The organism is Halorubrum sp. SD683 (assembly GCF_002135045.1).
In the GTDB taxonomy this organism is placed as follows: domain Archaea; phylum Halobacteriota; class Halobacteria; order Halobacteriales; family Haloferacaceae; genus Halorubrum; species Halorubrum ezzemoulense.
Map to the genome: position 1 here is coordinate 20509 of NZ_NEWJ01000019.1, position 25511 is coordinate 46019.

The 25511-nt window shown below is 70.2% G+C and carries 28 protein-coding genes and 1 pseudogene; 16 read left to right on the forward strand and 13 right to left on the reverse strand.

Annotated features, from left to right (window positions below; translation table 11 throughout):
• Positions 1 to 209 precede the first annotated feature (209 nt).
• Entirely contained in the window at positions 210 to 506 is a 297-nt protein-coding gene (locus B9G49_RS07190; protein ID WP_049931477.1) for a hypothetical protein, read from the forward strand.
• A gap of 58 nt (positions 507 to 564) precedes the next feature.
• On the opposite strand, the gene B9G49_RS07195 is transcribed toward B9G49_RS07190, so the two are convergent.
• The 4 genes from B9G49_RS07195 to B9G49_RS07210 form a co-directional block, all read right to left on the reverse strand.
• The gene (locus B9G49_RS07195) at positions 565 to 2727 is read right to left on the reverse strand and encodes a (Fe-S)-binding protein (protein WP_086215906.1); all 2163 of its coding nucleotides are present in this window, start codon (positions 2725 to 2727) and stop codon (positions 565 to 567) included.
• 124 nt (positions 2728 to 2851) lie between these two features.
• Entirely contained in the window at positions 2852 to 3565 is a 714-nt protein-coding gene (locus tag B9G49_RS07200) for an energy-coupling factor transporter transmembrane protein EcfT (protein ID WP_086215907.1), read from the reverse strand.
• Positions 3562 to 4296: an energy-coupling factor ABC transporter ATP-binding protein gene (locus B9G49_RS07205; protein WP_049931474.1), complete on the reverse strand. Its 735-nt coding sequence runs from the start codon at positions 4294 to 4296 to the stop codon at positions 3562 to 3564. The genes B9G49_RS07200 and B9G49_RS07205 overlap by 4 nt, the downstream gene beginning before the upstream one ends.
• Before the next feature lie 6 nt (positions 4297 to 4302).
• Positions 4303 to 4902 (reverse strand): biotin transporter BioY, encoded by a 600-nt coding sequence (locus tag B9G49_RS07210; protein WP_049931473.1) that lies wholly within the window; start codon positions 4900 to 4902, stop codon positions 4303 to 4305.
• Between the two features lie 154 nt (positions 4903 to 5056).
• Here B9G49_RS07210 and B9G49_RS07215 point away from each other — a divergent pair, with 154 nt between their 5' ends.
• Entirely contained in the window at positions 5057 to 5284 is a 228-nt protein-coding gene (locus B9G49_RS07215) for a type II toxin-antitoxin system ParD family antitoxin (RefSeq protein ID WP_086215908.1), read from the forward strand.
• Positions 5277 to 5996: a queuosine precursor transporter gene (locus B9G49_RS07220; RefSeq protein ID WP_049931471.1), complete on the forward strand. Its 720-nt coding sequence runs from the start codon at positions 5277 to 5279 to the stop codon at positions 5994 to 5996. Before B9G49_RS07215 ends, B9G49_RS07220 begins: the two co-directional genes overlap by 8 nt.
• 53 nt (positions 5997 to 6049) lie before the next feature.
• Here the strand turns inward: B9G49_RS07220 and B9G49_RS07225 are convergent.
• A pseudogene (locus B9G49_RS07225) lies at positions 6050 to 7108 on the reverse strand (WD40/YVTN/BNR-like repeat-containing protein).
• A gap of 164 nt (positions 7109 to 7272) precedes the next feature.
• Here B9G49_RS07225 and B9G49_RS07230 point away from each other — a divergent pair.
• Positions 7273 to 8004: a DUF5781 family protein gene (locus B9G49_RS07230; RefSeq protein ID WP_086215909.1), complete on the forward strand. Its 732-nt coding sequence runs from the start codon at positions 7273 to 7275 to the stop codon at positions 8002 to 8004.
• Positions 8005 to 8177: 173 nt separating this feature from the next.
• Here B9G49_RS07230 and B9G49_RS07235 read toward each other — a convergent pair whose 3' ends face one another.
• Positions 8178 to 9602 (reverse strand): hemolysin family protein, encoded by a 1425-nt coding sequence (locus B9G49_RS07235; protein ID WP_086215910.1) that lies wholly within the window; start codon positions 9600 to 9602, stop codon positions 8178 to 8180.
• Between the two features lie 210 nt (positions 9603 to 9812).
• Between B9G49_RS07235 and B9G49_RS07240 the strand changes: the two genes are divergently transcribed.
• From B9G49_RS07240 to B9G49_RS07250, 3 genes are all read left to right on the forward strand, one after another.
• Positions 9813 to 10109: a glutathione S-transferase N-terminal domain-containing protein gene (locus B9G49_RS07240; RefSeq protein WP_086215911.1), complete on the forward strand. Its 297-nt coding sequence runs from the start codon at positions 9813 to 9815 to the stop codon at positions 10107 to 10109.
• A 1-nt stretch (position 10110) separates the two neighbouring features.
• The gene (locus B9G49_RS07245; RefSeq protein ID WP_086215912.1) at positions 10111 to 10620 is read left to right on the forward strand and encodes a redoxin domain-containing protein; all 510 of its coding nucleotides are present in this window, start codon (positions 10111 to 10113) and stop codon (positions 10618 to 10620) included.
• 101 nt (positions 10621 to 10721) lie between these two features.
• Positions 10722 to 11351, forward strand: a complete 630-nt coding sequence (locus B9G49_RS07250) for an L-threonylcarbamoyladenylate synthase (protein ID WP_086215913.1) — start codon at positions 10722 to 10724, stop codon at positions 11349 to 11351.
• Between the two features lie 27 nt (positions 11352 to 11378).
• On the opposite strand, the gene B9G49_RS07255 is transcribed toward B9G49_RS07250, so the two are convergent.
• The 3 genes from B9G49_RS07255 to B9G49_RS07265 all read right to left on the reverse strand — a co-directional run bounded on the left by B9G49_RS07255 (position 11379) and on the right by B9G49_RS07265 (position 13863).
• Positions 11379 to 11645 (reverse strand): HAH_0734 family protein, encoded by a 267-nt coding sequence (locus tag B9G49_RS07255; protein WP_049931464.1) that lies wholly within the window; start codon positions 11643 to 11645, stop codon positions 11379 to 11381.
• A gap of 87 nt (positions 11646 to 11732) precedes the next feature.
• The gene (locus B9G49_RS07260) at positions 11733 to 13553 is read right to left on the reverse strand and encodes a ribosome biogenesis/translation initiation ATPase RLI (protein WP_086215914.1); all 1821 of its coding nucleotides are present in this window, start codon (positions 13551 to 13553) and stop codon (positions 11733 to 11735) included.
• A gap of 1 nt (position 13554) precedes the next feature.
• Positions 13555 to 13863, reverse strand: coding sequence for a hypothetical protein (locus B9G49_RS07265; RefSeq protein ID WP_086215915.1), 309 nt, complete (start codon positions 13861 to 13863; stop codon positions 13555 to 13557).
• Positions 13864 to 14147: 284 nt separating this feature from the next.
• On the opposite strand from B9G49_RS07265, the gene B9G49_RS07270 reads away from it, so the two are divergent.
• A complete protein-coding gene (locus B9G49_RS07270; protein ID WP_086215916.1) occupies positions 14148 to 14429 on the forward strand; it encodes a helix-turn-helix domain-containing protein in 282 nt (93 codons plus the stop codon).
• A 65-nt stretch (positions 14430 to 14494) separates the two neighbouring features.
• Here the strand turns inward: B9G49_RS07270 and B9G49_RS07275 are convergent, their stop codons facing one another.
• Positions 14495 to 14770, reverse strand: a complete 276-nt coding sequence (locus tag B9G49_RS07275) for a hypothetical protein (RefSeq protein ID WP_049931522.1) — start codon at positions 14768 to 14770, stop codon at positions 14495 to 14497.
• A gap of 243 nt (positions 14771 to 15013) precedes the next feature.
• Between B9G49_RS07275 and B9G49_RS07280 the strand changes: the two genes are divergently transcribed.
• On the forward strand, positions 15014 to 15988 hold the full coding sequence (locus B9G49_RS07280; protein ID WP_086215917.1) for a C-terminal binding protein: 975 nt from the start codon (positions 15014 to 15016) through the stop codon (positions 15986 to 15988).
• 31 nt (positions 15989 to 16019) lie between these two features.
• Here B9G49_RS07280 and B9G49_RS07285 read toward each other — a convergent pair whose 3' ends face one another.
• Positions 16020 to 16817 carry a DUF6663 family protein gene (locus B9G49_RS07285; protein WP_086215918.1) on the reverse strand — a complete coding sequence of 266 codons (798 nt, stop codon included), beginning with the start codon at positions 16815 to 16817 and terminating at the stop codon, positions 16020 to 16022.
• Positions 16818 to 16931: 114 nt separating this feature from the next.
• Here B9G49_RS07285 and B9G49_RS07290 point away from each other — a divergent pair, with 114 nt between their 5' ends.
• Positions 16932 to 17621, forward strand: a complete 690-nt coding sequence (locus B9G49_RS07290; RefSeq protein WP_049931458.1) for a methyltransferase domain-containing protein — start codon at positions 16932 to 16934, stop codon at positions 17619 to 17621.
• A gap of 27 nt (positions 17622 to 17648) precedes the next feature.
• Here the strand turns inward: B9G49_RS07290 and B9G49_RS07295 are convergent, their stop codons facing one another.
• Positions 17649 to 18095 carry a type IV pilin gene (locus B9G49_RS07295; protein ID WP_086215919.1) on the reverse strand — a complete coding sequence of 149 codons (447 nt, stop codon included), beginning with the start codon at positions 18093 to 18095 and terminating at the stop codon, positions 17649 to 17651.
• 144 nt (positions 18096 to 18239) lie between these two features.
• Entirely contained in the window at positions 18240 to 19616 is a 1377-nt protein-coding gene (locus tag B9G49_RS07300) for a hypothetical protein (RefSeq protein ID WP_049931456.1), read from the reverse strand.
• Positions 19617 to 19802: 186 nt separating this feature from the next.
• On the opposite strand from B9G49_RS07300, the gene B9G49_RS07305 reads away from it, so the two are divergent.
• The 6 genes from B9G49_RS07305 to B9G49_RS07330 all read left to right on the forward strand — a co-directional run bounded on the left by B9G49_RS07305 (position 19803) and on the right by B9G49_RS07330 (position 25378).
• Positions 19803 to 21083 carry a hypothetical protein gene (locus B9G49_RS07305; RefSeq protein ID WP_086215920.1) on the forward strand — a complete coding sequence of 427 codons (1281 nt, stop codon included), beginning with the start codon at positions 19803 to 19805 and terminating at the stop codon, positions 21081 to 21083.
• A 225-nt stretch (positions 21084 to 21308) separates the two neighbouring features.
• Positions 21309 to 22097 (forward strand): electron transfer flavoprotein subunit beta/FixA family protein, encoded by a 789-nt coding sequence (locus B9G49_RS07310; RefSeq protein ID WP_049931454.1) that lies wholly within the window; start codon positions 21309 to 21311, stop codon positions 22095 to 22097.
• Positions 22097 to 23041 carry an electron transfer flavoprotein subunit alpha/FixB family protein gene (locus B9G49_RS07315; protein WP_086215921.1) on the forward strand — a complete coding sequence of 315 codons (945 nt, stop codon included), beginning with the start codon at positions 22097 to 22099 and terminating at the stop codon, positions 23039 to 23041. Before B9G49_RS07310 ends, B9G49_RS07315 begins: the two co-directional genes overlap by 1 nt.
• A gap of 81 nt (positions 23042 to 23122) precedes the next feature.
• Positions 23123 to 24046, forward strand: coding sequence for a DUF5995 family protein (locus B9G49_RS07320; RefSeq protein ID WP_086215922.1), 924 nt, complete (start codon positions 23123 to 23125; stop codon positions 24044 to 24046).
• A gap of 44 nt (positions 24047 to 24090) precedes the next feature.
• Positions 24091 to 24345 (forward strand): hypothetical protein, encoded by a 255-nt coding sequence (locus B9G49_RS07325; protein WP_176450635.1) that lies wholly within the window; start codon positions 24091 to 24093, stop codon positions 24343 to 24345.
• Positions 24346 to 24394: 49 nt separating this feature from the next.
• Complete coding sequence (locus B9G49_RS07330; RefSeq protein WP_086215923.1) at positions 24395 to 25378, forward strand: replication factor C small subunit; 984 nt, start codon at positions 24395 to 24397, stop codon at positions 25376 to 25378.
• Positions 25379 to 25511 lie beyond the last annotated feature (133 nt).

Consider the following 25511-nt stretch of genomic DNA (forward strand, 5'->3'; position numbering starts at 1 on the left):
AGTTCCGGTTAAGTAGTATGCTATGAACGGTACGTGGTGTCGCATACTCCCCAGTACGGCTATATGCTTCCACATATTCTATATAGTAGTATATACTCCCGAAGAGCGACGGTCGGCGGGGAGAGACGGCGGTGCGCGGCTCCTCGGCGCCGGATCGGGGCGAAACCGGGACGTGGTTTTAAGTCCTCGTACCGGGAGAACCCGGACGAATGACGCCTCCCACGACCGACGGGCCGCCGGCGCCGACGACCTCCCGGGAGGAGGCGTGGGTGGCTCACGCCGCGCTGCTCGACGCCGCGCGGAGCGCGACCGACGACGAGGCACCGTACCACCGCCCGATCGAGTCGTTAGAGCGGGGCGCGGCGCTCGACGACGAGGGCGTCGCCCTGCTCCGCGACGCGCTCGTCGACTACCTCGGCGACGCGCCGGTCCGCGACCGCGCCCCCGGGCGAGCGCTGTTGCGGCGCACGGACGAGGCGACGGACCGGCGGTCGCGGCGAGCGTAGGGACGGCGGTCGCGGCGAGCGTCTCGGTCCGGCGGCTCCGACGGACCGAGTCCCCACGCTACGATCCGACCTCCACCGCCTCGATCAGCAGCTCCGCCACGTCGACGATCTCGATCTGGTCCTCGAAGTCCCCCGTCTTCCGCCCGTCCTCGAACATCGTCGTACACATCGGACAGGCCACGACGAACTTCTCGATCGACGCCCCCGCGTCGGTGTCCTCGACGGCCTCACGGAGGCGCTCCTCGCTCGGCTTGACTTCCTCCTCGTGTTCGGTCCAGAGCCCGCCGCCGCCGCCGCCGCAGCAGAACGAGTCGTCCCGCGACCGGGGCATCTCGTGGAGATCGGCGCCGGTCGCCCGGATGAGCTCGCGGGGCGCCTCGTACTCGTCGTTGTACCGGCCGAGGTGACATGGGTCGTGGTAGGTGACGGTGTAGTCCAGCTCGTCGCCCGAGAGGTCGAGCCGGCCCGCCTCGACCAGCTCCTCGACCACCTGCGTCCAGTGGAACACGTCGACCGCGCCGTCAGCGTTCCACGGCTCCTCGCGCTCGAACGGCATCATCGGGTCGTCCGCGAACTCCGCGAAGTCGACCTCGGGGTACTCGTTTTTGATCGTGTTGTAGGAGTGCGGATCGGTACAGACGATGTTCTCGAACTCGCAGTCGGCGAACGTCTCGACGTGGTGGCCGGCGAGTTCGAGGTAGAGGAACTCCTCGCCGATCCGGCGGATGTCGTTGCCGTCCGTCTTCTCGTCGTCAAAGAGGATGCCGAACGACACGTCCGCCTCGTCGAAGAGGCGGGCGAGCGCACGCGCGACCTTCTTGTTCCGATCGTCGAAGCTCGGGTAGTCGCCGACGTACCAGAGGTACTCCACCTCGGTCTCGCGGGCGTCCGGGACCTCGACGCCGTCGAGGTCGTCGGCCCAGTCGCCGCGGGTCGCCTGGGAGTCGCCGAAGGTGTTCCCCTTCTGCATCACGTCTTGGAACACGTCTTGGAGGTTCGAGTCGACCGCCCCCTCGTCGACGAGCTGGCGGTTCATTTTCGTGAAGGAGGTGAGGTGCTCGATGTCGACCGGGCAGGCGTCCATACACGCCATACAGGACATACAGGACTCCATCGACTCGGCGTCGATGACGCCGCCCTCGTCGGCGACGATGGGGACCGTGCCGCCGTCGGTCGCCGCGGGACCGCCTCCACCGCCCGAGCCGGCCACCGGGTCGTCGCTCACCGACTCGCGGTACGACTTCAGATCGAGGATGACGTTCCGCGGGTCGAGGTTGCGCCCGACCGTGTCGGCGGGGCAGGCGTCGGTACACCGGCCACACTTCGTACAGGCGTCGCCGTCCATCAGCTCCTTCCAGGTGAAGTCGTCGAGCGACTCCGCGTTCGTGTGGTCGAGGTCCGCGGGGACGTTCGGGAGCCGCGCGCCCGCCTTCTCGTCGCGGGCGACGACGTTGGCGAACGACGAGATCATGTGGAACGGCTTCGCGTAGGGGATCCACGCCACGAACGCGAACGCCAGCAGCGAGTGGCTCCACCAGAGGACGCCGTATATCGCCTCGGCGCCCGCGGCCGTGAGCCCGGACGACTCCAGCCCGGTCGCGAGCGCCATCCCGACGAAGCTCACCGTCTCGGTCGCCCGCCCCGGCTGGCCGACCATACTCACGCCCTCGACGACGAAGCCGCCGACGCCGAGCAGGAACAGCGTCCACACGAACGCGTCGTCCTCGAAGGAGGTGTGTTTTCCCCAGAGCCGCCCCTCGCGCTGCCGGTAGCGGCGGTACGCGGCCATGCCGACGCCGACGACGAACAGCAGGCCGAACGCGTCGACGGCGAACTGGTACGCGAGGTAGAAGTCGCCGACCCAGAAGGACTCGCCCGTGAGCGGACGGTAGAGGTCGATGTCGATCCCGAGGATGGTCGTCGCGACGAGCAGGACGAGGAACCCCCACAGCACGAACGTGTGCATCACGCCGGTGTAGAGGTCCCCGTCGAACTGGTTCTCGTTCGCGAGGACGGTCTTCGTCGCCCCGATCACCCGTCCGGGGAGGTCCGACAGCCGGTCTCGCGGGTCTTCGCTCCCGCGCGCGTACGCCGCGAACCGCGCGTACACGCCGTACAGGAAGACGAGGATCGCGACGACGGCGAGCCAGTAGAACGCGGCCTTCCCCACCGGACCGATGGTCCAGAAGGTTTCGCGGGTGGCCGCCTGTAAGGGAGTCATGATCGATCACCGGGATACGGCCGGGTTAAAACTTGCCACAGCGCAGCGGCCGCCGCGCGGCGTTCGCGCGAATCGAAGGACTCCCGCCGCGGAGGAGATCCCGGTCCGCGCAAGCGACGACGGCTCAGACGGCCCGAAACAGCGCCGCCGCCAGCAGCGCTCCCGCGAGCGCCAGCGCCGGCGCGTCGATCCGGGTGAGCATCAGCCGCGGCAGCGTCGGGTTCCACGCGAAACAGCGGGCCGAGAGCGCCGTGGAGAGGCGGTCCGCGCGCCCCAGCGTCCGGGTCGCGCCCGCGACGGCGACGCGCTCGATCCGGTCGACGAGCGGGCGTTCGGTGCCGAGCCGGGCCGCCGACGCCTCCCTGACCGCCGTGATCTCCCGCCGGAGAACCGGGAGGAACCGGAAGACGAGCGAGACGCCGACGCCGAGGAACACGCCGGGGCGACCCGGGACGGTCCGCTGGATCGCCGCGCGCGACTCCCGGACCGTCGTGGTACGGACGTACGCCGCGCTGACGACGACGACGAGCAGCACGCGGTAGCTCGACAGCGCCGGGTAGACGGCCGCTCCCGGGTCTATCGCCGGCGGAGACAGCTCGATCGTCGCGACGAGCGGCGCGGCGACGAGGAAGGGGAGGATGACCCTGAACGAGCGGACGACGCCGGCGAGCGACAGCGACGCGAGCCGGGCGACCGCGAGCGCGAGGACGGACAGGACGGCGAGCCCGCGGGGGGTCGTGTACGCGAACGCCGCGGCGGCGAACGCGACCTGAACGGCGATCTTCGCCCGGGGGTCGAGCCGGTGCGCGACAGTCGAGCCGGGGACGTAGCCGATCATCGCGTGTCGGACTCGCCCTCGAGGCGCTCGCTCGCCGGGACGTGGACGTCGAGCGCGGGGAGTTCGGCGCGCGCCGCCTCGGGCGGGGCGTCCAACGCGATCGACCCGTCGGCGAGCGCGATCACCCGGTCACACCGGTCGATCAGGCCGCGCAGGTCGTGAGTGACGACGACGATCCCCGTTCCGTCGGCCGAGAGCGACGCGAGGTGAGACAGCAGCGAGCGACGGGCGGGCTCGTCGAGCCCCGAGAACGGCTCGTCGAGGACGAGGTGGTCCGGCTCCATCGCCAGCGCGCCGGCGACCGCGACACGGGCCTTCTCGCCGCCGGAGAGCGCGTCGATCCGCTCGTCGCCCCGCCCGGCGAGGTTGACCGCGTCGAGGGCGGTCGCCACGCGTCGGTCGATCTCGTCGTGGGACAGACCGAGGTTCTCGGGGCCGAACGCCACGTCGGCCGCGATCGTCGCGGCGACGAAGCTGTCCGCCGGGCGTTGGAACACCATCCCGACCGCCGTCCGCGCCGCGACGAGGTCCGCCTCGGCCGGGACGCCGTTGACCCGGACCTCTCCCTCGGTGGGCGAGAGCAGGCCGTTGAAGTGACGGACGAGCGTCGTCTTGCCAGAGCCGTTCGGGCCGGTGACGAGGAGGAACTCGCCGTCGTCGACGGAGAGCGAGACCGAGTCGAGCGCGACCGCCCCGTCGAACGCGTGCGTGAGGTCGCTGACGGCGATCACGCCGGGTCAGGCAGCCGCGATCGCGTCGTTCTTGACGATGCCGACGGCGGCGGCGATCTTGACCGCCTCGACGGGGACGAAGGCGAGCGAAGAGACGAGGAACGCCTGCCACAGCGACGCGTACCACGGGTCGTACTGTATCACCGCGAAGCCGACCGTGCCGAACCCGTAGATGATCGCGGTCCCGGCGACCATCGCTCCCACGAGGACCGGCGTCGGGACCGCGTCGACCTCGGAGAGGCTCGTCCCGCGGTGGGCGACGAGCCCGATCACTCCCGCGGCGAAGGGGTACGACCAGAGGAACCCGAGCGTCGGGCTGGCGATCAGGTAGCTGATCCCCGCGGTGCCGCCGGAGAAGACCGGCGCGCCGACCGCGCCGGCGGCGAGGTACAGGACCATCGAGAGCGACCCCCACACCGGGCCGAGCATGATCCCCGCGAGGAACACGCCGAGGACCTGGAGCGTGATCGGTACCCCGGCCGAGAGCGGGTTCGGGAAGGAGACGTACGCGAACGCCCCGACGAGCGCCGCGAACAGCGCGGCGCGAGCGAGGTTCGTCGCCGCCTCGTCGCCGACGAGATCGACGGACTCCGTGTTCGTTGCCATGACTCAACGGACTCGTAAACCCACTTCAACGTAGCGGTTTACGAGCTCTGGGCGGGCGGGCAGCGCAGCCGGACGTCGAGTCGAGCACTTCGGGACTCTCTCGATAATCTCCGGATAATAACGTTCATCCCTACCCGGCGTCCACGACGCGAGTATGCCGAAGATAAGCGTCGAGATCCCGGCGGAGCTGCTTGCCGACCTCGACGACCACGTGGGCGACGACGGGAAGTTCGTGAACCGCAGCGACGCGGTGCGCGCGTCGATCCGGAAGACCCTCGACCTGCTCGACGAGATCGACGCCCGCCACGACCGGCTCGACGACGACCCGGCGACGGCGGCGGGGTTGGAGAGGAGCGAGTCAACGGGGGAGACCGATGAGTAGTCGGACGGCGGCCGGCGGGAACGGGCCCTTCCGGACCGACCCGCTGGACCGGACGGCGGTCGCGGCGGTGGCGCTTATCACGCTGTTCACGGTCGCGCTCGGGACCGCACAGCTCACCGCAGCGAAGGTGCTCGCGCTGCCGCTCCCGTTCGCGCTGCCGGTGGTCGGCGCGGAGATCCTGCTGCCCGGCGCCGCGCTCGCGTACGCGCTCACGTTCCTCGCCTCCGACTGCTACGCGGAGCTGTACGGCCGGCGCGCGACGCAGGTGGTCGTCAACGTCGCGTTCCTCGCGAACTTCCTCGTGTTAGCGCTGGTGTGGTCGACGCTCGCGGCGCCCGGTGTCGACCCCGAGGTGTCCGCCGCCTTCCAGGCGGCGCTCGGACCGGCGGCGAACATCGTCGCGGGCAGCCTGCTGGCGTACGTCGTGAGCCAGAACTGGGACGTGTTCGTGTTCCACGCGATCCGCGACCGCACGGGCGAGGGAATGCTGTGGCTCCGCAACATCGGCTCGACCGCCACGAGCCAAGCGATAGACACCGCCATCTTCGTCGGCGTCGCCTTCTACGCCGCCCCGCTCTTGCTCGGGGTCGGGCCGGTGTTCGACCCGCCGGCGCTGCTCGCGCTCGGACTGGGTCAGTACCTGCTGAAGCTCGCGATCGCCGTCCTCGACACGCCGGTCGTCTACCTGATCGTCGGCGCGGTCCGAGACTGACTGCTTTCGACGGCGTTCGACCGCGTCTCGTCGCTTTTCGCCTCGCTCGCTGCTCAAGCGACCGCCAGCGCCCGCGCCGGGCGGTCGGGGAGATCGACCGGGACCTGCTCGAAGGAGTCGCCGGCGTCGCGGGTCACGAAGAGCCCGCGGTTCGAGAGCGCCCAGATCTCGCCGCCGGACCGCCCGGCCGCGAGGACCGCTCAATACGTCCCCTCCCCGGTCGGAACGCCGCGGTCGTCGAGGCGCTCGAACGCGCCCGCGTCGCCCGTCGCCCCCGTCCCCTCGTCCTCCTCTTCCCCGCCGCGACGGTAGCGGTACAGGTGCGCCTCGCCGCGGCGGTGGGCGGCCGTCGCGCCCCGGGCCGCGCTGACCACGGCGGTGTCCGGGTCCCCGGGGTCGACCGCGAGCCCCCAGACGTAGCCGTGGTCGAGGCCGGCGTCGCGGACGCGCCACGAGTCGCCGCGGTCGTCGCTCTCGGCGAAGCCGTCGCCGGCGGCGGCGTAGACGCGGTCGGGGGCGTCCGGGTGCGTCGCCATCGCGTGGGTGTCGCGGCGCGACCCCGGCGGGCGGTCGGTCCACGTCGCGCCGCCGTCGGCCGTCACGGCGAGCGCACCCGCCTCGATCCCGAGGAGCCAGCGGTCCGGATCGGCGGGACAGGGTTCGATCCACCGGACGTGGTGCGTGTCGGGTCGCGGCGGGAACGACCACTCGGACGCCGAGGGCAGGTCGGTCAGCCCGCCGACCAGTGCCGCCGTCTCGCCGCCGTCGACGGAGCGGTACGCGCGCGAGGGCTCCGTGCCGATCCAGACGACCGAGGGGTCGTGCGGGCCCGTCGCGACCGCGGTGACCGCGTCCGGGCCGGACCCCTCGGGACCGAGCGTCGACGCGGCCGCGCCCGCGAACCGCTCGCCGCCGTCGACGGAGCGGAACAGCCCCGCGTCGAAGGTCCCGGCGAGGACGCGCGGACCGCGGGTTCCGGCTCCCGCCGCGCCGTCGCCGGGGTCCGCGACGGAGAGACAGTCGACGCGCTGGCCGGAGAGGCGAGTCTCGACCGCGCCGGTCGCGGGGTCGACGATCCGGAGCCCGTCGTCGTACGCCGCGTAGACGCGCATGGTTCGACGTTCGTCGGGAGGGCTCAAAAGCGTACGCCGGTCGCCGAGAGGAACGAGTCGCCTAGGGAGGGCGAGAGTCGTCGTCGGAACCGGGCGCCGGCGCGCCGCGAACCGGGTCCGCGAGCGCAAGAGACTTACCGCCGCCACCCGTGTGAACTGTACGCATGGATCTTCGCGTTCAGGGGGACGTTCCTCCCGACCCGTTTCTCGGCGCCGCGGACCTCTTCGAAACCGAGCGCTCCGTGGAGGCGCCGGTCCGCGTCGTGGTCCGCGAGGACCCCGACGAGCGGACGTGGGCCGGCCACTACGACGACCACCACGTCCTGAACGTCTCCCGGCGGGCCGCCACGAGCGCGATGGCGCGCGAACTGGCGATCCACGAGCTCGCGCACATGGCCCGGTACGAGGAGGGACACCCCTCGCACCTTCAGTCCACGGAAGAGGCGTTGTACCTCGGTCTCTCCGGTGAGAAGGTCGAGCGCCGCAAGCTCGCGCACTGCTACCAGATCGCGAACCACATGAAAGACATCTACGCCGACGACATCACGCTCTCGGTGGCGCCCGCGAACAAGCTCCTCGGCTTCCTCGAATCGACGCTGGCGGCCGCGGTCGCGGACCGCCCCGACGTGTCTCGTACCGGTTCACCGCCGGTGACGGCGGGCGCCGACCCGGAGATCACCGCCGTCAACGCCGCGTTCGCGCTCGCCCTCGTGGAGCGACACGACATCGCTGGTCCCGACCACCGCATCTACGACCTCGCGCGCGCGGCCGGCAGCGACACCGACGCCGTCGACGTGGACGCGTTCAAAGCACGGTTCCTCGACCTCGGTCACGACCCCTCGGAGAGCGACTACCGGAAGGCGCTCGTCGCGGCCGCCCGCGCCTACGCCGTTTGAAAGCCGAGGAGGCGTGGGGCTGTGGTGCGGCAGGGGGTTTGGCGGTGGTCTTCGCCGCTTCGGTGATGGCTGTTTATAAGTGAACGGCTGGATATTCTGACGTTCGTACTGACAATCGCGGTCAGCTACCCACAGACAATCGCATCGAACTCCGAAGATGTCGTAGTCCGCGACTATTCCGCGTCGTTCCGAGCGGGCCCGCCCTCGCCGTCCGTCTCCGCCGCCTCGGTCTCGTCGGTCAAGTCGGTGGCCTCGACCGGGGCGCTCGAGTCCGCCGCCCCCGCGTCGCCGTCGAGGACCGTCACGCGCGCGGACATGATGCGGGTGTTGTCGACGCGCTCGATACGGATCCGGATCTCGTCGAACTCGATCTCTTCGCCCTCCTCGACGAGGCGCCCGGCGCGGTTGAACACGAAGCCCGCGAGCGTCTCGAACTCCTCGCCCTCCGGGAGATCGATCCCGAGGATCTCGTTGACCTCGTCGATGTTCACCTCGCCCTGGACGACCGCGACGTTGTCGTCGACGAACTCCACCGGCGCCTCCTCGTCGCCCTCGAGGATCTCGCCGACGATCTCCTCGACCATGTCCTCTAAGGTGATGATCCCCTCCGTGGTGCCGAACTCGTCGATGACCGTCACCATCTGGAGGCGGTTCTCCTGCATCTCCGCGAGCAGCTCGTCCGCGTTCTTCGACTCCGGGACGTGGAGCGTGGGCTTGACGACGCGCTCGAGGGAGGGCTGGCCCTCGGAGTAGCGCAGTTCGCGGACCAGATCGCGCACCGTCACCACGCCGATGATGTTGTCGAGGTTCCCCTCGTAGACGGGGACGCGCTCGTGGTCGGCCTGGATACACGTCTCGATCGCCTCCTCGACGGAGTCCTCCTTCGCGACCGCGGTGACGTCGAGCCGCGGCGTCATCACCTCCTTGGCGATGGTGTTGTTGAACCGGAAGATGCGGTCGAGCATCTCCCGCTCCTCCTCCTCGATGACGCCCTCGCGCTCGCCCGTCTCGATGATGTCCTGGATCTCGTCGCGGGTGACGTACGTCGACTCGATGGCCGCCGAGCCGCCGATGACGCTGTTGACGCCCTTGACGATGTAGTCGAAGAGGACGACGAGCGGGTAGAGGGCGTACTCGGAGGCCTTCAGCGGGCGGGCGATCCGCAGCGCCCACGACTCGGTGTTCTCGACGGCGTACGACTTGGGCGCGCTCTCGCCGAAGATCAGCACGAGCGTCGTGATCCCGAAGGTCGTCGCCAGCACCGACTGCCCCCGCGAGAGGTAGATCCCGAACAGCGCGGTGGCGATGGAGGTCATCGCCACGTTGACGATGTTGTTCCCGACGAGGATCGTCACCAGCAGGCGGTGGGGGCTCTGTTTCATGTCGCGGATCGTCTTCGCCCCCGTCACCCCCTCGTCGACGAGGCTATCGATGCGGTGTTGCTGCAGCGAGAACATCGCGATCTCGGACGAGGAAAAGAACGCCGAGAGCCCGATGAGAAGCATAATCGCAACGACACCGAGGGCGGTCACGACCTCTTGACCCGGCATCGGTATCTGGAGGACATCGACCACCGGCGCACTAGACGACAAGCCCATGTTCGTTTGTCATCCGTCGGCCCGCGATTAAAGCGTTCCCTTCGACTAACCCGGAAGCGACCCGACCGCCGCGGAAACGGTCGCCGTGCCGCACACCCGAGCGCGCCCACCGGTGTGCGCGGTGCCCCGAATCGTCGCCGACTCGGATCCGCCGACACCGAGGGTGCCGCTGCCGACACGATTACCCGTCCCGCGGGCGAATCGCGAGGCATGACCGAGCCACAGATCACCCTGTACCGGCTCCAAGCGTGTCCGTACTGCGAGCGCGTGGTCCGGACGCTGAACGAACTCGACGTGGCGTACCGCTCCCGATACGTCGAGCCGATGCACTCGGAGCGCAACGTCGTCAAGCGCGTCTCCGGCGCGCGGAGCGTCCCGGCGATCGTCGACCGCGAGACGGGCGTGACGATGTCCGAGAGCGCGAACATCGTCGAGTACCTCCGCGGCACGTACGGCGACGCGGCGGCCGACGGCGGCCGCGCGGTCGACGCCGAGGGAGTTGCCTGAGATGCCCGACTTCGACGTCGTCTCTCTCCCGGAGACCGACCACGTCGAGGAGGGCGACGCGGCGCCCGACTTCACCCGCCCGCTCGTGAACGGCGAGTACTGGGAGGACCGCTCGCTCGCCGACGTCGTCGACGGGCCGACGCTCCTCCTCTTCCACCCGATGGACGGCGCGTTTCAGGGGACGTACCTCTACAACACGGTCGACGACCACGGGTGGAGCGACGAGGTCGACGTCCTCGGCGTCTCGATCTCGACGCCGTACGCCCACAAGCGCCTGCTCGCCGACCGCGGCGACGGCGTCCGCATCTTCTCTGACCCGGGCGCGGGCGTGATCGAGGAGTACGGCCTCGCGCACGACATCGACGGCATGACGGGGGTCACGGAGAGTCGTCCCGCCGTCTTCCTCCTCGACGCCGACCGAACCGTCGAGTACGCGTGGGTCGCGGGCGAACACCCCGCGTTCCCCGACGCCGAGGCGATCGACGACGCGGTCGCGAACCTCGTCGACTGATACCCTCGCGCTCCGCGGCCGCGTCGTCTCCCGGCGGGCGTCGGTGGGGGCGGCAACGTCCACTCGTCACGCTTTTTCAACTCGGCACCGAATAGCCGCACGTGACCGCCGATACGAGCGACGACGGACCGGACCGATCCGACGAGCTGCGCGCGGCGGCCGCCGCCGTCGACCGCGGCGACCTCGTCGTCTACCCGACCGAGACGGTGTACGGGCTCGGCGCGGACGCGCTCGATCCCGACGCCGTCGAGCGCGTCTTCGACCTGAAGGGCCGCGACCGGTCGAATCCGCTCTCGCTCGGCGTCGCGAGCGTCGACGACGCCCTCCGCCACACCCGCCCGACGGAGCGGGCGGTGGCGTTCGCCCGGGCGTTCCTCCCGGGGCCGGTGACCGTCGTCGTCGAGCGCGGCGACGGCGTGCCGGACGCGCTCACCGCCGGCCGCGACCGCGTCGGGGTCCGCGTGCCGGACCACGACCTCGCGCGGGCGCTCATGGCCGAGACCGGTCCCCTCACGGCGACGAGCGCCAACGTCCCCGGGACCGGCAGCGTCACCGACCTCGGCGACCTCGACGACCGGGTCCGCGATGGGGTCGCCGCCGTGATCGACGGCGGCGAGACGCCCGGCACCGAGAGCACGGTCGTCGACCCCGAGGCGGGGACGGTCCACCGCCGCGGGGCGATGGCGGGCGCCATCGAGGCGTGGCTGGCGGACCCGCCGGTAGACGGGTAGAAGCGCCGGCGAGAAGCGGTCGGCGCGTTAGACGGAGAGGTCGCCCTTCGCCTTGATCACGTCGAGGTCCCCGGCGTCGACCGTCTCGACGTCGAGCCAGTGGGGGACGTACTCGCGTTTGTCGTAGGCGTCACGTTCGTCCTCGGTGCCGACGGTACACCATAGCTGGGGCTCGTCCGGGCCGTGCCAGCCCCCCTGGACGTTGATGCCGAAACAGACCAGCTCCTCGCCGTCGTGCTCGATCACCGCGTCCTTCCGGATGTCGGGGTCGCCGCGGATGATGAGGTGTTTCATGTGCCGGCGTTTGCGTGTTCCGGGCTTAATCGCTTCGATACCGCGAATCGACGGGCGTCGGGGCGCGACCGCGAACGTCGATTCCGATCAGCCGGAGTAGTAGTACTCGCCGTCGCGCTTCTGCTGGCTGTCGAGCTGTGAGCCCGGCTTATTGATCCGGGGGCGTCCGGTTCGCTCGTCGCGGCGGAAGGTGATCTCGAGGTCGGCGAGGAACTCGTTCATGCCGTCGCGCATGTCCTGCGGCGGCGCCGCGCGGCCGCGCTCGGCCGGCTCGCCGTCGAACACCATCAGCCGGTCGGCCAGCAGGTCGATCATGTAGATGTCGTGGTCGATCACCATCACCGTCGCGTCGTGGTTCTCGGCGTACCGGCGGATCGCCGTCGTCGCCCGGACGCGCTGCTCCACGTCGAGGTGGGCTGAGGGCTCGTCGAGCAGGTAGAGATCGGCGTCGTTGGAGAGACAGGCCGCGATGGCGACGCGCTGACGTTCCCCGCCAGAGAGATCCGAGAGGTTCTGCTCCATCACGCGCTCCAACTGGAGGGGCTGGGCGATCTCGGTGTTCCAGTAGGAGGAGCCGAACTCGTCGGTGATCGACGAGAGGAACGCGTCGACCCGCATGTGCTGGTCGATGTCGATGTACTGCGGCTTATAGGAGATGTCGAGCGCGAAGTCGAGCTCGCCCTCGTCGGGCTCCAAGTCACCCGTGAACAGCTGCGCGAGCGTGGACTTCCCGATCCCGTTCGGGCCGACGACGCCCAACACCTCGGAGCGGTTGATCTCGCCGCCCTCGACGCGGAGCTCGAACTCGCCGTCGCCGTACGACTTCCGCAGGTCCGGGTACTCGATCAGCGTCTCGCTCCGGGAGGCGACCCGCGGCGCGTGCTCCTCGAAGGTGATCGCCGACGGGCGGATCCGCATGTTCTCGTTGTCAAGGTACCCCTTCAGGTACTCGTTGATCCCCTTCCGCACCGACTTCGGGTCGGTGATGACCCCGTACGCGCCGGGCTCCCCGTACGCGACGTGGAGGGTGTCGGCGAGGAGGTCGAGGATGGCGAGGTCGTGTTCGACGACGAGCATCGACCGGTCGGCCGCGTCGTCGTCGGCGAGCTCGCGGATGAGCCGGGCGACGATCATCCGCTGGCCGATGTCGAGGTACGGCGTGATCTCGTCGAGGAAGTAGAAGTCGGCGTCACGTGCGAGGCACGCCGCGATGGCGACGCGCTGGAGCTCGCCGCCCGAGATGGAGTCGATATCCTGGTCCATCACCGGGCGGATGTTGAGGCGGTCGACGAGATCGTCGAGCGCGCCGCGCTCGTCGGTCCGCTCCAGGAGTTCGCGGGTGTTCCCGTCGAACTGGTTCGGGATCTGGTCGACGTACTGCGGCTTGCGCGCGACCGTCACGTCGCCGTCGCGGAGCGATTCGAGGTAGCTCTGGATCCCGGTGCCGCGGAAGCGGTCGAGGACGCGCTCCCAGTCGCCGTCGGCGGCGTGGTCGCCGAGGTTCGGGACCATTTCGCCGGCGAGCGCGTGGACGGCCGTGGACTTCCCGATCCCGTTCGGGCCGAGGATACCGGTGACGCTGCCCGGCTCCGGCGTGGGGAGGCCGTACAGCGAGAAGGCGTTGTCGCCGTAGCGGTGGACCGGGTCGTCGTCGAGTTCGGAGGGGAGGTTGATGATCTCGATGGCGTCGAACGGGCAGGAGTTGACGCAGATGCCGCACGTCTCGCCGAGACAGATCTCCTCGGAGATGTGGATCTGGTCCGGATCGCCTTCTTCGGCGTCCTCGCCGCGCTCCGTGATACACTCCTTGCCCGTCCGGTTGGGCGGGCAGTCCTTCATACACTCGTAGTTACAGCGGTCGGGCTGACACCGGTCGAGGTCCACGACCGCGATACTGTCGTCCGCCATCTCAGACCCCCAGTTCGACGCCGGACGTCAGGAGGACGGTGTAGCTGATGAACCAGAGGGTGAACGTGAGAAACGCGACGTAGAGGTTGTCTTTGACTCCGAAGTCCCCGACGCCGACCGCTTTAAATATCGGGTACTGCGCGATGACGAACGCCCCGAGCACGAACACCGCGGTCGTGCTCGCGGCGGAGGCCGGATCGGTGCCGACGTAGACGGCCGAAACGACGCCGGCGGCGATCCCGGCGAGACAGCAGATGGTCGTGACGACCACGCCGCGCGCGTGGTCGGAGAGGCCCGAGTCGTCGCTCATGCCTTCGGATCCGCGAGCGCCCGTGAAAAGCCGTTCGTTCCCGCCGCCGGCCGCGACCGCGACGGGAGTACCGCGGGGACATCCGCCGGGTCGGTCCGGCGCGCGTCGCCCCGGCCGAGGCGCGCGCGAGCCGAATCGCTGACTGACTGGTCAGTCCAGCGGGGAGAAATAGGGCCATATTGCCGGTTTGTACCGCGAAAAGCGGCGCATATCTCCGGTATACGGCGGTTCAGCGGCAATGCTCCATCAACATTTATGAGCGTGTGCGGTTTCGAATCGTAACGATGGAAAGAACTCAAACGGAGGGCCTCGACGACCTCCCGCCGAGCGCCAAACTCGTCTTCAAGGTGCTCGAGTACAACGGACCGTTGACCCAGAAGGGGATCGTCCAAGAGTCGATGCTGTCGGCCCGCACCGTCCGGTACGCGCTCGAACGGCTCGAGGGGATCGGCGTCGTCGACGAGGACGTCTACTTCGCGGACGCCAGGCAGAACCTCTACAAGCTCACGGAGCCGGCTCAGGAGTTCACCGCCGACGAGAACGAGGCCTCCTGTACGGCCGACTGACGGGATCTTCCGATCGTCGGTGCGGTTCCGATCGCCCCCCTTCTCGCGGCGGCCCGATGCGGTCCCTATGACTCCGGACGCTCCGCGCCGCGTGCGCCGCTGACGGCGGTCGCGATCGTGAGGACGACCGCGACCGACAGCGCCGAGGTCGCCGCCAGCACGAACGCCAGCAGGAGGAACCAGACGTCCGGTCCGAAAAGCGGGTACTCGCGCGTGTCGATCACGGGGCCGAGCAGTTCGAGGGTCCTGACGAGGTACAGCAGGACCGCGAGCAGCGCGCCAGCCGCCGCCCCCACTCGGACGTTGCGGTAGAACGACAGCGACTCAAGGAGAACCAGCATCGGGGGCTTCGAACTGTCCTCGCTCACGGGTAGCCGTACGGTCGGCGGCCGCAAAGAGTCATCGGAACGCGACCGAGGCCCCCGGAAGCGGGGGGCGACGAGGCCGATTCGAAGCGGACGGGCGACCCGTTGACCGAGCCTCGACGACACGGGGAGAGGATATCCTACACGATCGAAACGGACGTATGAAGGCCTGACAGCGTCAGTGACAGTCGTAAAGTGGATCGGCGGGAGAGGAGGCGTATGGCCAAACTGGTGCTGTCCGCGTTCCCGATGATAGACCCGGAGACGTACCGCGAGGTGCTCGCGGACGCCGTCGACGAGCCGGTCGAGATCGAAGTCGCGGAGCTGGGCTCGACCGAGCGGCTGATCGACGCGGCCTCGGGGGCCGACGCTGTCGTCACCGACATCAACACGCCCGTCACGGAGGCGGCGCTCGACGCCACGGACCTCGACGTCGTGGTCCGGTCGGCGGTCGGCGTCGACAACATCGACGTGGAGGCGGCCGCGGAGCGCGGCGTCACCGTCACCCGCGTCCCGGACTACTGTACCGACGAGGTCGCGACGCACTCGGTGACGCTGCTCCTCGCGTGCCTACGGTCGCTGAAGCCGTACGACGACGCCGTCGCGGGCGGCGGGTGGAGCTGGGAGGCCGGCGCGCCGATCCGGCGCGTGAGCGCGTCGACAATCGGGCTGCTCTCGTTCGGGCCGATCGCGCAGCGCGCCGCCGAGCAGCTCTCCGGGTTCGACGCGGACCTCGTCGCGTACGACCCGTTCGTCGGTGCCGACGAGATGGCCGAGTACGGCGTCGAGGAGGTCGATTTCGAGGCGCTGTTCGACCGGGCCGACCACGTCGGTGTCTACGCCCCCCTGACGGACGCGACCCGGGGAATCGTCGACGCTGACGCGCTGGCGCGCCTCGACGAGGACTCGGTCGTCGTCAACGTGAGTCGCGGCCCGGTCGTCGACGCCGACGCGCTGCTCGACGCCCTGGAGGCGGACGAGATCAAGGCCGCCGGCCTCGACGTGCTCGCCGAGGAACCGCCGGAGGACGACCCACTCGTCGGGCGCGACGACACGGTCGTCACGCCGCACGCGGCGTGGTACAGCGAGGAGGCGAAGGACGACCTCAACCGGAGCGGCGCGGCGGACGTGGCGGCCGTCCTCAACGGCGAGACGCCGGCCGGCCGGGTCGACCCCGACGCGGACTGGCTGTAGTTCGGCGCCGTCGACGGCGCAGGTGCTCCGTCTACAGGCGGTCGAGGGCGTCGAAGTCGTCGTCGTCCGAGTCGCCCGCGTCGTCGAGAACCGGGGAGTCGCTCCCGCCGTCGCCGTCGGGGTAGTTCGCGTCGAGCCCCGCGGCCAAGCCGACCCCGAGGTCGTAGGTGTCGCGGACCGTCTGCGCGAGGACGCCGTCGCGGTCGAAGACGACGTAGACGGCGACGAACTCGTACTCCGCGGGGCGCAGCACGAACACCTCCCGCGGGTCGTCGTCGTCCCGCGAGTCGTTCACCCGCGCGACGAGCGGTTCGATCGGGAGCCGCCCGGTTCGGACCTCCTCGAAGGTGTCGCTGCCGGGCGCATCGGCGAAGAGGTAGAGCGCGCCGTTCGGATCGCCGTCGTTCGACCGGGTCGTGATCGAGCCGACGGGCTCGCCGTCCGCGCGGATCTGTCGCCACGTCTCGACGGCCGCCTCGAACATCCCCTCCACGTCGTCGGCGAAGCGGAACCGGGTCTCGCGGACGACCTCGACCTCGCGGAATCGCGCGGAGCCGTCGGTCCACGCCAGCGTCGCGTCGACGACGAAGCCGGGACGGAGCGCGTCGACGGCGTCCGCGAGGTCGCCGTCGTATCCCTCGGCCGTGGCGTACAGCGGGTCGTACCGGTCCGCGGCGTCGGGGTCCGTCGGATCGACCGGCTCGTCGGCGAGTTCGACGAGGACGAACTCCTCGGCGTCGTCGACGCCGCTCCGAGCCGCGTCGTCGTCGATGTCCGGCCGCTGGCGCCGGTCGTGGACGCGGAACCGGCCGCTCGTCGTCGGGTTCATGCCCGAGGGAACGGGTGGCGGGCGGAAAAGACGGTCGGAAGCGGGCGCCGAAACCGGCGTCGGCCGACCGCGGATCCGTGTCGTTATGGGGCGGGCGGCCCAATGAACCGGTAAATGGGGATCCTCGAGGACAAGTCGAACGCCCGGCTCTTCTACAAGTACCTCTCGAAGGTGTACGACCAGATCAACCGCTTCAACTGGAACGAGGAGATGCGCGCCGAGGCGCTCTCGTGGCTGGAGTTCGGCGACGACCCGACGGTGCTCGACGTCGGCTGCGGCACCGGGTTCGGCACCGAGGGACTGTTAGAGCACGCCGACGACGTCCACGGCCTCGACCAGAGCGTCCACCAGATGGAGAAGGCGTTCGAGAAGTTCGGGAAACACGACCGCGTCGACTTCTATCGCGGCGACGCCGAGCGGCTCCCGTTCCGCGACGACGCGTTCGACGTGGTCTGGTCGTCCGGCTCGATCGAGTACTGGCCGAATCCCGTCGAGGGGCTCCGCGAGCTCCGCCGCGTCGCGAAGCCCGGCGGACAGGTGCTCGTCGTCGGTCCGGACTACCCGAACAACCCGATCCTCCAGCGGGTGGCCGACGCGATCATGCTGTTCTACGACGCCGACGAGGCCGACCGGATGTTCGAGGCCGCCGGCTACGAGGAGTACGAACACCACATCCAGCAGGCGACGCCGCAGAGTCCGCGAGCGATCACGACCGTCGCTCGCGTTCCCGGCGGCGACGGAACGGACGACGGGTCGGGTTCGACCGCCGCCAACGCGGAACCCTCGGCGCCCGACGCCGAGTGAGAGCGCGGTTCCCGCGTCGCGCTCGCTTCAGCCCGCTTCGACGGACGCCTCCAGCGACGCGACCGGCTGCCCGTCGGCCGTGATGTCGACGGTGACCGTCCGGCCGGGTTCGAGCGTCGGATCGTTGGTGTCCGCGACGCGGAACGTCGCCGTCTCCCCGACGCGCAGCGTGTCGTCGCCGGCGGCGTTGAACGGACCGGTCGGCCCGGGGTGAAATCCGGCGGCCGAAAAGAACGGGAGCGGCGGCTGTTCGTCGAGCGGTTCGCCGTCGATGCTGACGCGGATCGTCACGGCCGAGACGTCGATCGGGTCGCCGCCGCGGTGATCGATCGCGATCCGATCGTCGGTCGCCGACAGCGACAGCACCGCCGACGGCGGCACCGTCGCGCTGGGACCGTCGAGCGCGGCGGCCGCGACGCCGCCGGCCAGCACGACCGTGATCGCGATGAGCAGCACGCCCGCGACGGGCGCCATTCCCCGGCGGCGACGAGCGGCTGGTGGCACGGCGGTCCTGCGGCGGTTCCGTACAAAAGGGTCGGCCCGGGCGGCGGCGAGCGGGGGCGGAAACGCGGGCCGGAACGGGCGGTCCGGACCGGCGGAGACGACCCGGCCGACCGGTCACTCGTCGCCGACCGGCCTCGGGGTCGTCAGGGGTTCGATGTCGTCGAGAACGACGACGTACGGCTCGTCGACGACCGTGATCCGGTACGGCTCGGCGGGCGAGAGCGTCCGAACGACGCCGGCCCCGTCGGTGGTGCCGATCGCCCGACTGTCTCCCCCGCCGACGGACTTCGTGACGGTGACATCGGGAACCGGTTCGCCCGTCTCGTCGTCGAGGACGGTGACGGTCACCGGGCCGCCGGGGTAGGTCCGCTCGACGGTGACGTTGAACCCGTCGCCGGAGGCGGTGACCGGTTCGCTGTCGGGGAACGCCGTCAGGCCGACCCGCTGGTGTTCGACGAACACCTGTTCCGTCCCGCCGCTGACGAACGTCTGGAGGGTGCCGAACTCGTGCGGGATCGTGATACGCTGGACCGAGCCCGCGCCGAACGCGTCGGGCTGGCGGAGCGCGGCCGTCTCAGGGTAGGCCGCCTCGGTCATCTCGATGGCCGCGTCGTTCGAGATGTCGCTGCCGCCGCGGTCCCAGCGGCCCGTGCGGAAGACCTCGCGGACGTACTCGTCCTCGACGACGGTCGCGAGCACGACGGCGCCCTGGCTCGACGCGACGTAGATGTCGCTCGGGGCGGACTGCCCGCGGGCGATGGCGAGGGCGCGGTCGCGGACCGGCCCCTCGTACACCTGTAGCGCCACCTGAAGCTCGTCGAGCCGACCGGGAGAGCTGAAGTCCTCCGTCGCGTCGGCGAGCGCGTCGATCGCGTCGAGCCGCTCGTCGTACTCCTTAGCGGTCGCCGCCACACGGACGAGTTCGTCGAGCAGTTCGCGGTCGGTGATCTCGCCGTCGGCGTGCGAGCTGAAGGCCTCCGACTGGCGGCTGTACAGCGCCACCTCGGCGCGCTCGACGCGGTTGATCTCCGCGAGGATCTGCTGTTGGCGCTCGACGTTCGTCTCGGTGCGCTCGATCCGGTCGACGACGGCCGCCGTCTCGAAGGCGGCGTCGGCGTCGGCGGTCGCGAACCCGAGCGACGATCCGAGGTCGGGGCCCCGGGTGGACGTGCTGACGCGCGTCGCCGCGCCCGACGGCGTCGAGAGCGTCCGGAGCGTGAGGTTCGCCGTTTCGATCTGCGGCGCGAGTTGGCTGGGGGTCGACGGGGAATCCGCCGAGGAGGCGAGATCGACGGACCGTGACGGGGATGTGGAGGGCGAGACGGGATCAACGGACTGCGCCGGGCCGGAAGGCGGGACGGAGGCGGCGGGCCGCGCCGGCTCTGAGGCGGGCGAAGCGCCGTCGGAGGCGGCGACGCCGGGGCCGGCGACGCCGGCGACCGGCGCCACGAGCAGCAGGACCGCGACCGCGGCGATCGGGAGGGCTCTCATCGTCTGCTGGTTCGCCCCGCGATACAAAAAATCCACCCACTGCGGTCGGTCACCGGCGCCGTGCGGGTCGGTGTCGCGGTCGACGGCGCGTCCGGCCGCGGACGTGAGTGGGAGTTCGACCGCGTTTCCCGTCGAAAAACAGCGTATGGAAAGCGTTTTGCCCGGCGCGCGAGTGGCCGGAGACGTATGCGGAACCCCGCCTTGCGCGCGTTCTTGGTCGCGATCGTCGCGCTCGCGTTGCTCGCGAGCGCCGGCGGCGCGGTCACCGGCGCGACGACGGCCCCCTCTCCCCTCGACGCGGAGGTCGCCCCGAACCACGCCGGGCCGCTCGACGGCTCGACCGACGTTCGGGGGTCTCTCGGCGGGGAATCAGCGGTTCGCCAACAGACCGACGACGCGATCACCTCGCCGTCGACGACCCGTATCCGACTCGCGTTGAACCCGGACCGGAGCGCCGACTGGACCGTCGCGGTGCGGTACTCGCTGGCCGACGAGAACGAGACCGACGTGTTCCGCACGGCCGGCGAGCGCTTCCGCGGCGGCGAGATCGGGCCGAACGCCGCGCTGTTCGAGGGATTCCGTCGGGAGGCGAGCCGCACCGTCGACCGGTCGATGTCTATCGAGGGCGTCGAGCGGGAGGTCGAGGTGTACGAGGACCCGAGCGAGTTCGACGTCGCCACCGAAGACGCCGTCGCCGTCGGTGAGTTCCGCCTGCGGTTCACCTGGACCGAGTTCCTCGCACAGGACGGCGAGAGCCTGATCCTCGGGGACGCGCTGACGACGCCGGGCAACGAGACGTGGCTGCGTAGCCTCGAGGCGAGCCAGACCCTGGAGGTGGCGACGCCGGAGGGGTACGCCGTCACCGGAACGCCGAGCACCGCCGTGACGCAGCTCTCCGACGGCGACGTGATAATCGAGGGCCCCCAGACGTTCGAGAGCGGCGACCCGGTACGGATCGTGTACGAGCCCGCCGGGGCGGGCGCTCCGTGGGGAATGCTGGCGGCCGCGATACTGCTCGGGGCCACGCTCATCGCCGGCAGCGTCGTCGGGTACCGCCGGATCACCGCCGAGGAGGACGTCTCGGACGAGTCAGCCGCGACCTCCGAGACCGCGGACCCCGGCGGCGCCGACCGGAAGCCGATCGGTGCCGGCGACGGCGGTCCGGAAGACGACGGTTCGGGGGACGACCCCGGCGATTCCGTCGGAAAGGGGGAGGACGGCGACGACGGGCCGGACCTCTCGCTGCTCTCGGACGAGGAACGCGTCGAGCGGCTCCTCGACGAGAACGGCGGCCGGATGCGGCAGGCAGACATCGTCGCCGAGACCGGGTGGTCGGACGCGAAGGTCTCGCAGCTGCTCTCGGCGATGGCCGACGAGGGGCGCGTCGAGAAGCTCCGACTCGGCCGCGAGAACCTCATTTCGCTGCCCGACGGCGAGGACGAGACGGGCGGCGACGGCGAGGAGTAGGCGGAAGCGGCGGCGACAGCGAGGAGACAGCGACGGCGGCGACACCGAGGAGACAGCGACGGCGGCGACACCGAGGAGACAGCGACGGCGGCGACACCGAGGAGACAGCGACGGCGGCGACAGCGCCCGTTCGAGCGCCGAGCGCTGACCCGCGGAAGCGGAAACCGCCGGTCCGTCCTCGCCCGTTCCGAAAACCATTACAGGGCGAGCGACCGAGTAACGATCATGAAGGTTCTGGTGACCGTCAAGGAGGTCGCGGAGGCGGACGACGACTTCGCGATCGAGGGGACCGACATCGCCGAGTCCGATCTCGAGTACGATCTCAACGAGTGGGACGACTACGCCGTCGAGGCGGCGGTCCAGCTGGCCGAGGCCGGGATCGCGGACGAGGTCGTGACCGTCACCGTCGGGCCGGAGCGCTCGGAGGAGACAATCCGGATGGCGCTCGCGAAGGGCGCCGACCGCGCGGTCCGCGTCTGGGACGACGCGCTGGACGGCGGGTTCGCCGACGTCGCCTCGAAGGTCGAGCTGTTCGAGGCGGTCGTCGCGGAGGAGGAGCCGGACCTGATCCTCGGCGGGGTCCAGGCGGCCGACACCGGGTTCGGCGCGACCGGCGTCGCGCTCGCGGAGCGGATCGGCTTCGAGCACGCCGCGGTCGTCAACGACCTCGACGTCGACGCGGACGCGGGGGTGGCCCACGTCCACCGCGAGCTGGAGGGCGGGGTCGAGGAGCTGACCGACGTCGACCTCCCGGCGGTGTTGACCGTCCAGACCGGGCTCAACGAGCCGCGGTACGCGAGCCTCCGCGGGATCCGGCAGGCACAGCGGAAGGAGATAGCGGTGAAGGCGCTGTCCGACCTCGGGCTGACGGCCGAGGACGTCGAGAGCGCGCTGACGCTCACCTCGATGTACGAGCCGGAGAGCGAGTCGGACGCGGAGATCATCGAGGGGGACGCCGGGGAGTCCGCGGGTCGCCTTGCCGAGGTCCTCCGTGACAAGGGGGTGAGCGCGTAATGAGCGTGCTCGTCGCCGCCGAACACCGCCGGGGAGAGCTCCGCGACGTCTCGTACGAGGCGATCACCGCCGGCCGAGAGCTCGCCGACGCGCGGGGAGTCGACCTCCACGTGGCGGTCGTCGCGGGCGACGTCGACGCCTTCGCGGAGGAGCTGAACCGCGAGGGGGTCGACGCGATCCACGCCGTCGCCGACGGCGAGGAGTTCGACCACAACGCCTACCGAGCGGCGGCCTCGACGCTGGCCGACCGCGTCGACGCCGGGGCGGTGGTGCTGCCGAACTCCGTCAACGGGCTCGACTACGCGCCCGCCCTCGCCGAGAGCCTCGGCGTCCCGCTGGTGACCGACGCGGTCGGGATCGAGTACGACGACGGGCTCACCGTCACCCGCGAGATGTACGGCTCGAAGGTCGAGACGACGGTCGACGTCGAGGGCGACCGGTTCGTCCTCACGGTCCGGGGCGGCGAGTGGCCGCCCGCGGAGGGCGTCGGAGACGCGACGGTCGAGACGGCCGACATCGACCTCCCCGAGTCGGGAGCCCGCGTCACCGGCTTCGAGGAGGTCGGCGGCGGCGACGTCGACATCGCGGACGCCGACGTGCTCGTCTCGGTCGGCCGCGGCATCGAGGAGGAGGAGAACATCGAGCTCATCGAGGACCTCGCGGACGCGCTCGGCGCGACGCTGTCCGCCTCTCGACCGATCGTCGACAACGGTTGGCTGCCGAAGAACCGGCAGGTCGGACAGAGCGGGAAGGTCGTCACGCCGGACGTGTACATCGCGGTCGGCATCTCCGGCGCGGTCCAGCACGTCGCCGGCATGAAGGGGTCGGACACGATCGTCGCGATCAACACCGACCCGAACGCGCCGATATTCGACATCGCCGACTACGGGATCGTCGGCGACCTCTTCGACGTGGTGCCCGAACTCATCGACGAGTTCGCGTAGGCGGACCCCGGAGCCGGCGGCAACGCTCTTGTATCGCGGCGGAGTACCGAACGTTCTGACGGCGTTCGCTGTCCCGTCACGATGATCCCGATCCGCACCAGCGTTCCGACCGTCGACGAAGCGGAGGCGCTGCTCGCCGGAGTCCGACGGACAGTCGACATCGAGGCGGACGGCGCGGCCGCGGCCCTAGCCGACGAGGAGCCGGATCCGGGCCTCCTCGAGATCGTCTCGGGCCCGTTCGCGTCCGTCGCCGATGTCGACGAGCGGCTGGCGCGGACCGAGTCGTACCTCCGCGAGCGCGGCGACCGGCGCGCGGTGTTTCTCACGGTGTACAGCCGGATGACGGCGACCGTCCGGACCGCGATCGACGACGGCGCGTTCGTCGACCCGGAGTGGGCCGCGTCGTACCTCGTCGCCTTCGCGGAGCGCTACCGCCGGGCGCTGGCGGCGTTCGAGCGCCGCGCGTTCGAGTCGCTCCCGCGACCGTGGCTGATCGCCTTCACCGCCGCGGTCCGCGGCGAGTCGCTTGTCGCGCAGGACGCCCTGCTCGCGATCAACGCGCACATCACCTACGACCTCACGTACACGCTCGGTGAGGTCGAAATCGACCCGGACCGCGATGTCAAGCGCGAGGACCACGACCGCATAAACGCGATCCTCGCCCGGCTCGTCCAGACCGTACAGGACGTCCTCGTCGAGGCGTACGCTGCGGTCGGGATCGCCGGGGTCGACCGGCTGCTCGATCCCCTCGACGACCGGTTGGCCCTGCTCGGCCTGAAGGGCGCTCGGGAGTTCGCCTGGCGGAACGCCGTGTTACGCGCCGACCTCCCGGCGTGGCTCGGGGAGCGATACGTTGACTGGCGCGCCGAGACCGTCGCGACTGGCGCCGCGGCGGCCGTCCTCGCGCCGGATGTAGACGCCGACGCGACGGGGCGCCTGCGAGAGGCGGAGGACGGCGGCGACGCAGCGAGCGCGTTCCGCGAGACGGTCCGACGGCGGATGTAGCGACGAGAGAAACACTGATGACGGTCCTCGCGGATATGACGACTATGCCACATATCCGGGGGACGGTCCACGGCGTCGCCGCGATGGTGACGCTCGTCGTCGGGTCGATGCTGACGGACGCGATCCGCGAGGAGTACGAGCTGTTCGCGCAGATCGCGGCGACGACGACGCACCTGCTCATCGACGTCGCGGAACTGCCGGTGTCGCGAGAGATCGCGGCGGTGGTCGTCCCCGTCGGCGTGCTGATGGGAGTCTGGGTGTTCGCGTACGAGCTCCAGCGGCTGCTGCGGGCGGAGTGAGAGCCCGGTCTCGGTTCGTTTATCACCCCGCCGACCCTCGGATCGGGCAATGAGCGAGGCCGACGAGCAGCCGGCTGCGACCGCGACGGGCCGGGAGATCTGGATCGAGAAGTACCGGCCGCAGACGCTCGACGACATCCACGGGCAATCGGAGATCGTCGAGCGGCTCCAGAGCTACATCGCGCAGGACGACGTGCCGCACCTGCTCTTCTCGGGGCCCGCGGGCGTCGGGAAGACGACCGCGGCCACCGCCATCGCCCGCGAGATCTACGGCGAGGACAACTGGCGCGGCAACTTCCTCGAACTGAACGCCTCCGACCAACGCGGCATCGACGTCGTCCGCGACCGGATCAAGGGGTTCGCGCGCTCGTCGTTCGGCGGCGACTTCCGGATCGTGTTCCTCGACGAGTCCGACAGCCTTACAGATGATGCACAGGCGGCGCTCCGCCGCACGATGGAGCAGTTCTCCGACAACACCCGGTTTATCCTCTCGTGTAACTACTCGTCGAAGATCATCGACCCGATCCAGTCGCGCTGCGCCGTCTTCCGGTTCTCGCCGCTGTCGGACGAGGCGGTCGGCGGGATGGTCCGCGAGATCGCGTCCGCGGAGTCGATCGAGGTGACCGACGCCGGAGTCGACGCCTTGGTGTACGCGGCCGACGGCGACATGCGCCGCGCGATCAACTCGCTTCAGGCGGCGGCGACGACGGGCGACGTGGTCGACGAGAAGGCGGTGTACGCGATCACGGCGACCGCCCGCCCGGAGGAGATCGAGTCGATGGTGACCGACGCGCTGGAGGGCGACTTCGCTCGCGCGCGCTCGACGCTCGACACGCTGCTCACGGAGACGGGGATGGCCGGCGGCGACGTGATCGACCAGCTCCACCGCTCAGTCTGGGAGTTCGACCTGAACGAACGCGAGGCGGTGCGGCTCATGGAGCGCATCGGCGAGGCCGACTACCGGATCGCCGAGGGCGCCAACGAACAGGTCCAGTTGGAGTCGCTGCTCGCGGCGCTCTCGCTGGACGAGTAGCGATAGACCGGTTTCGAGTCTCCGGGCGCTTGTTTATCCGGTACTGACGACCCAGCGACGGCGAACACTTCCAAAGCCCAGCCGCTCGGTTACATGTCGTTGAGTCCGGAGCGGCGACGGACACCCCCGAACC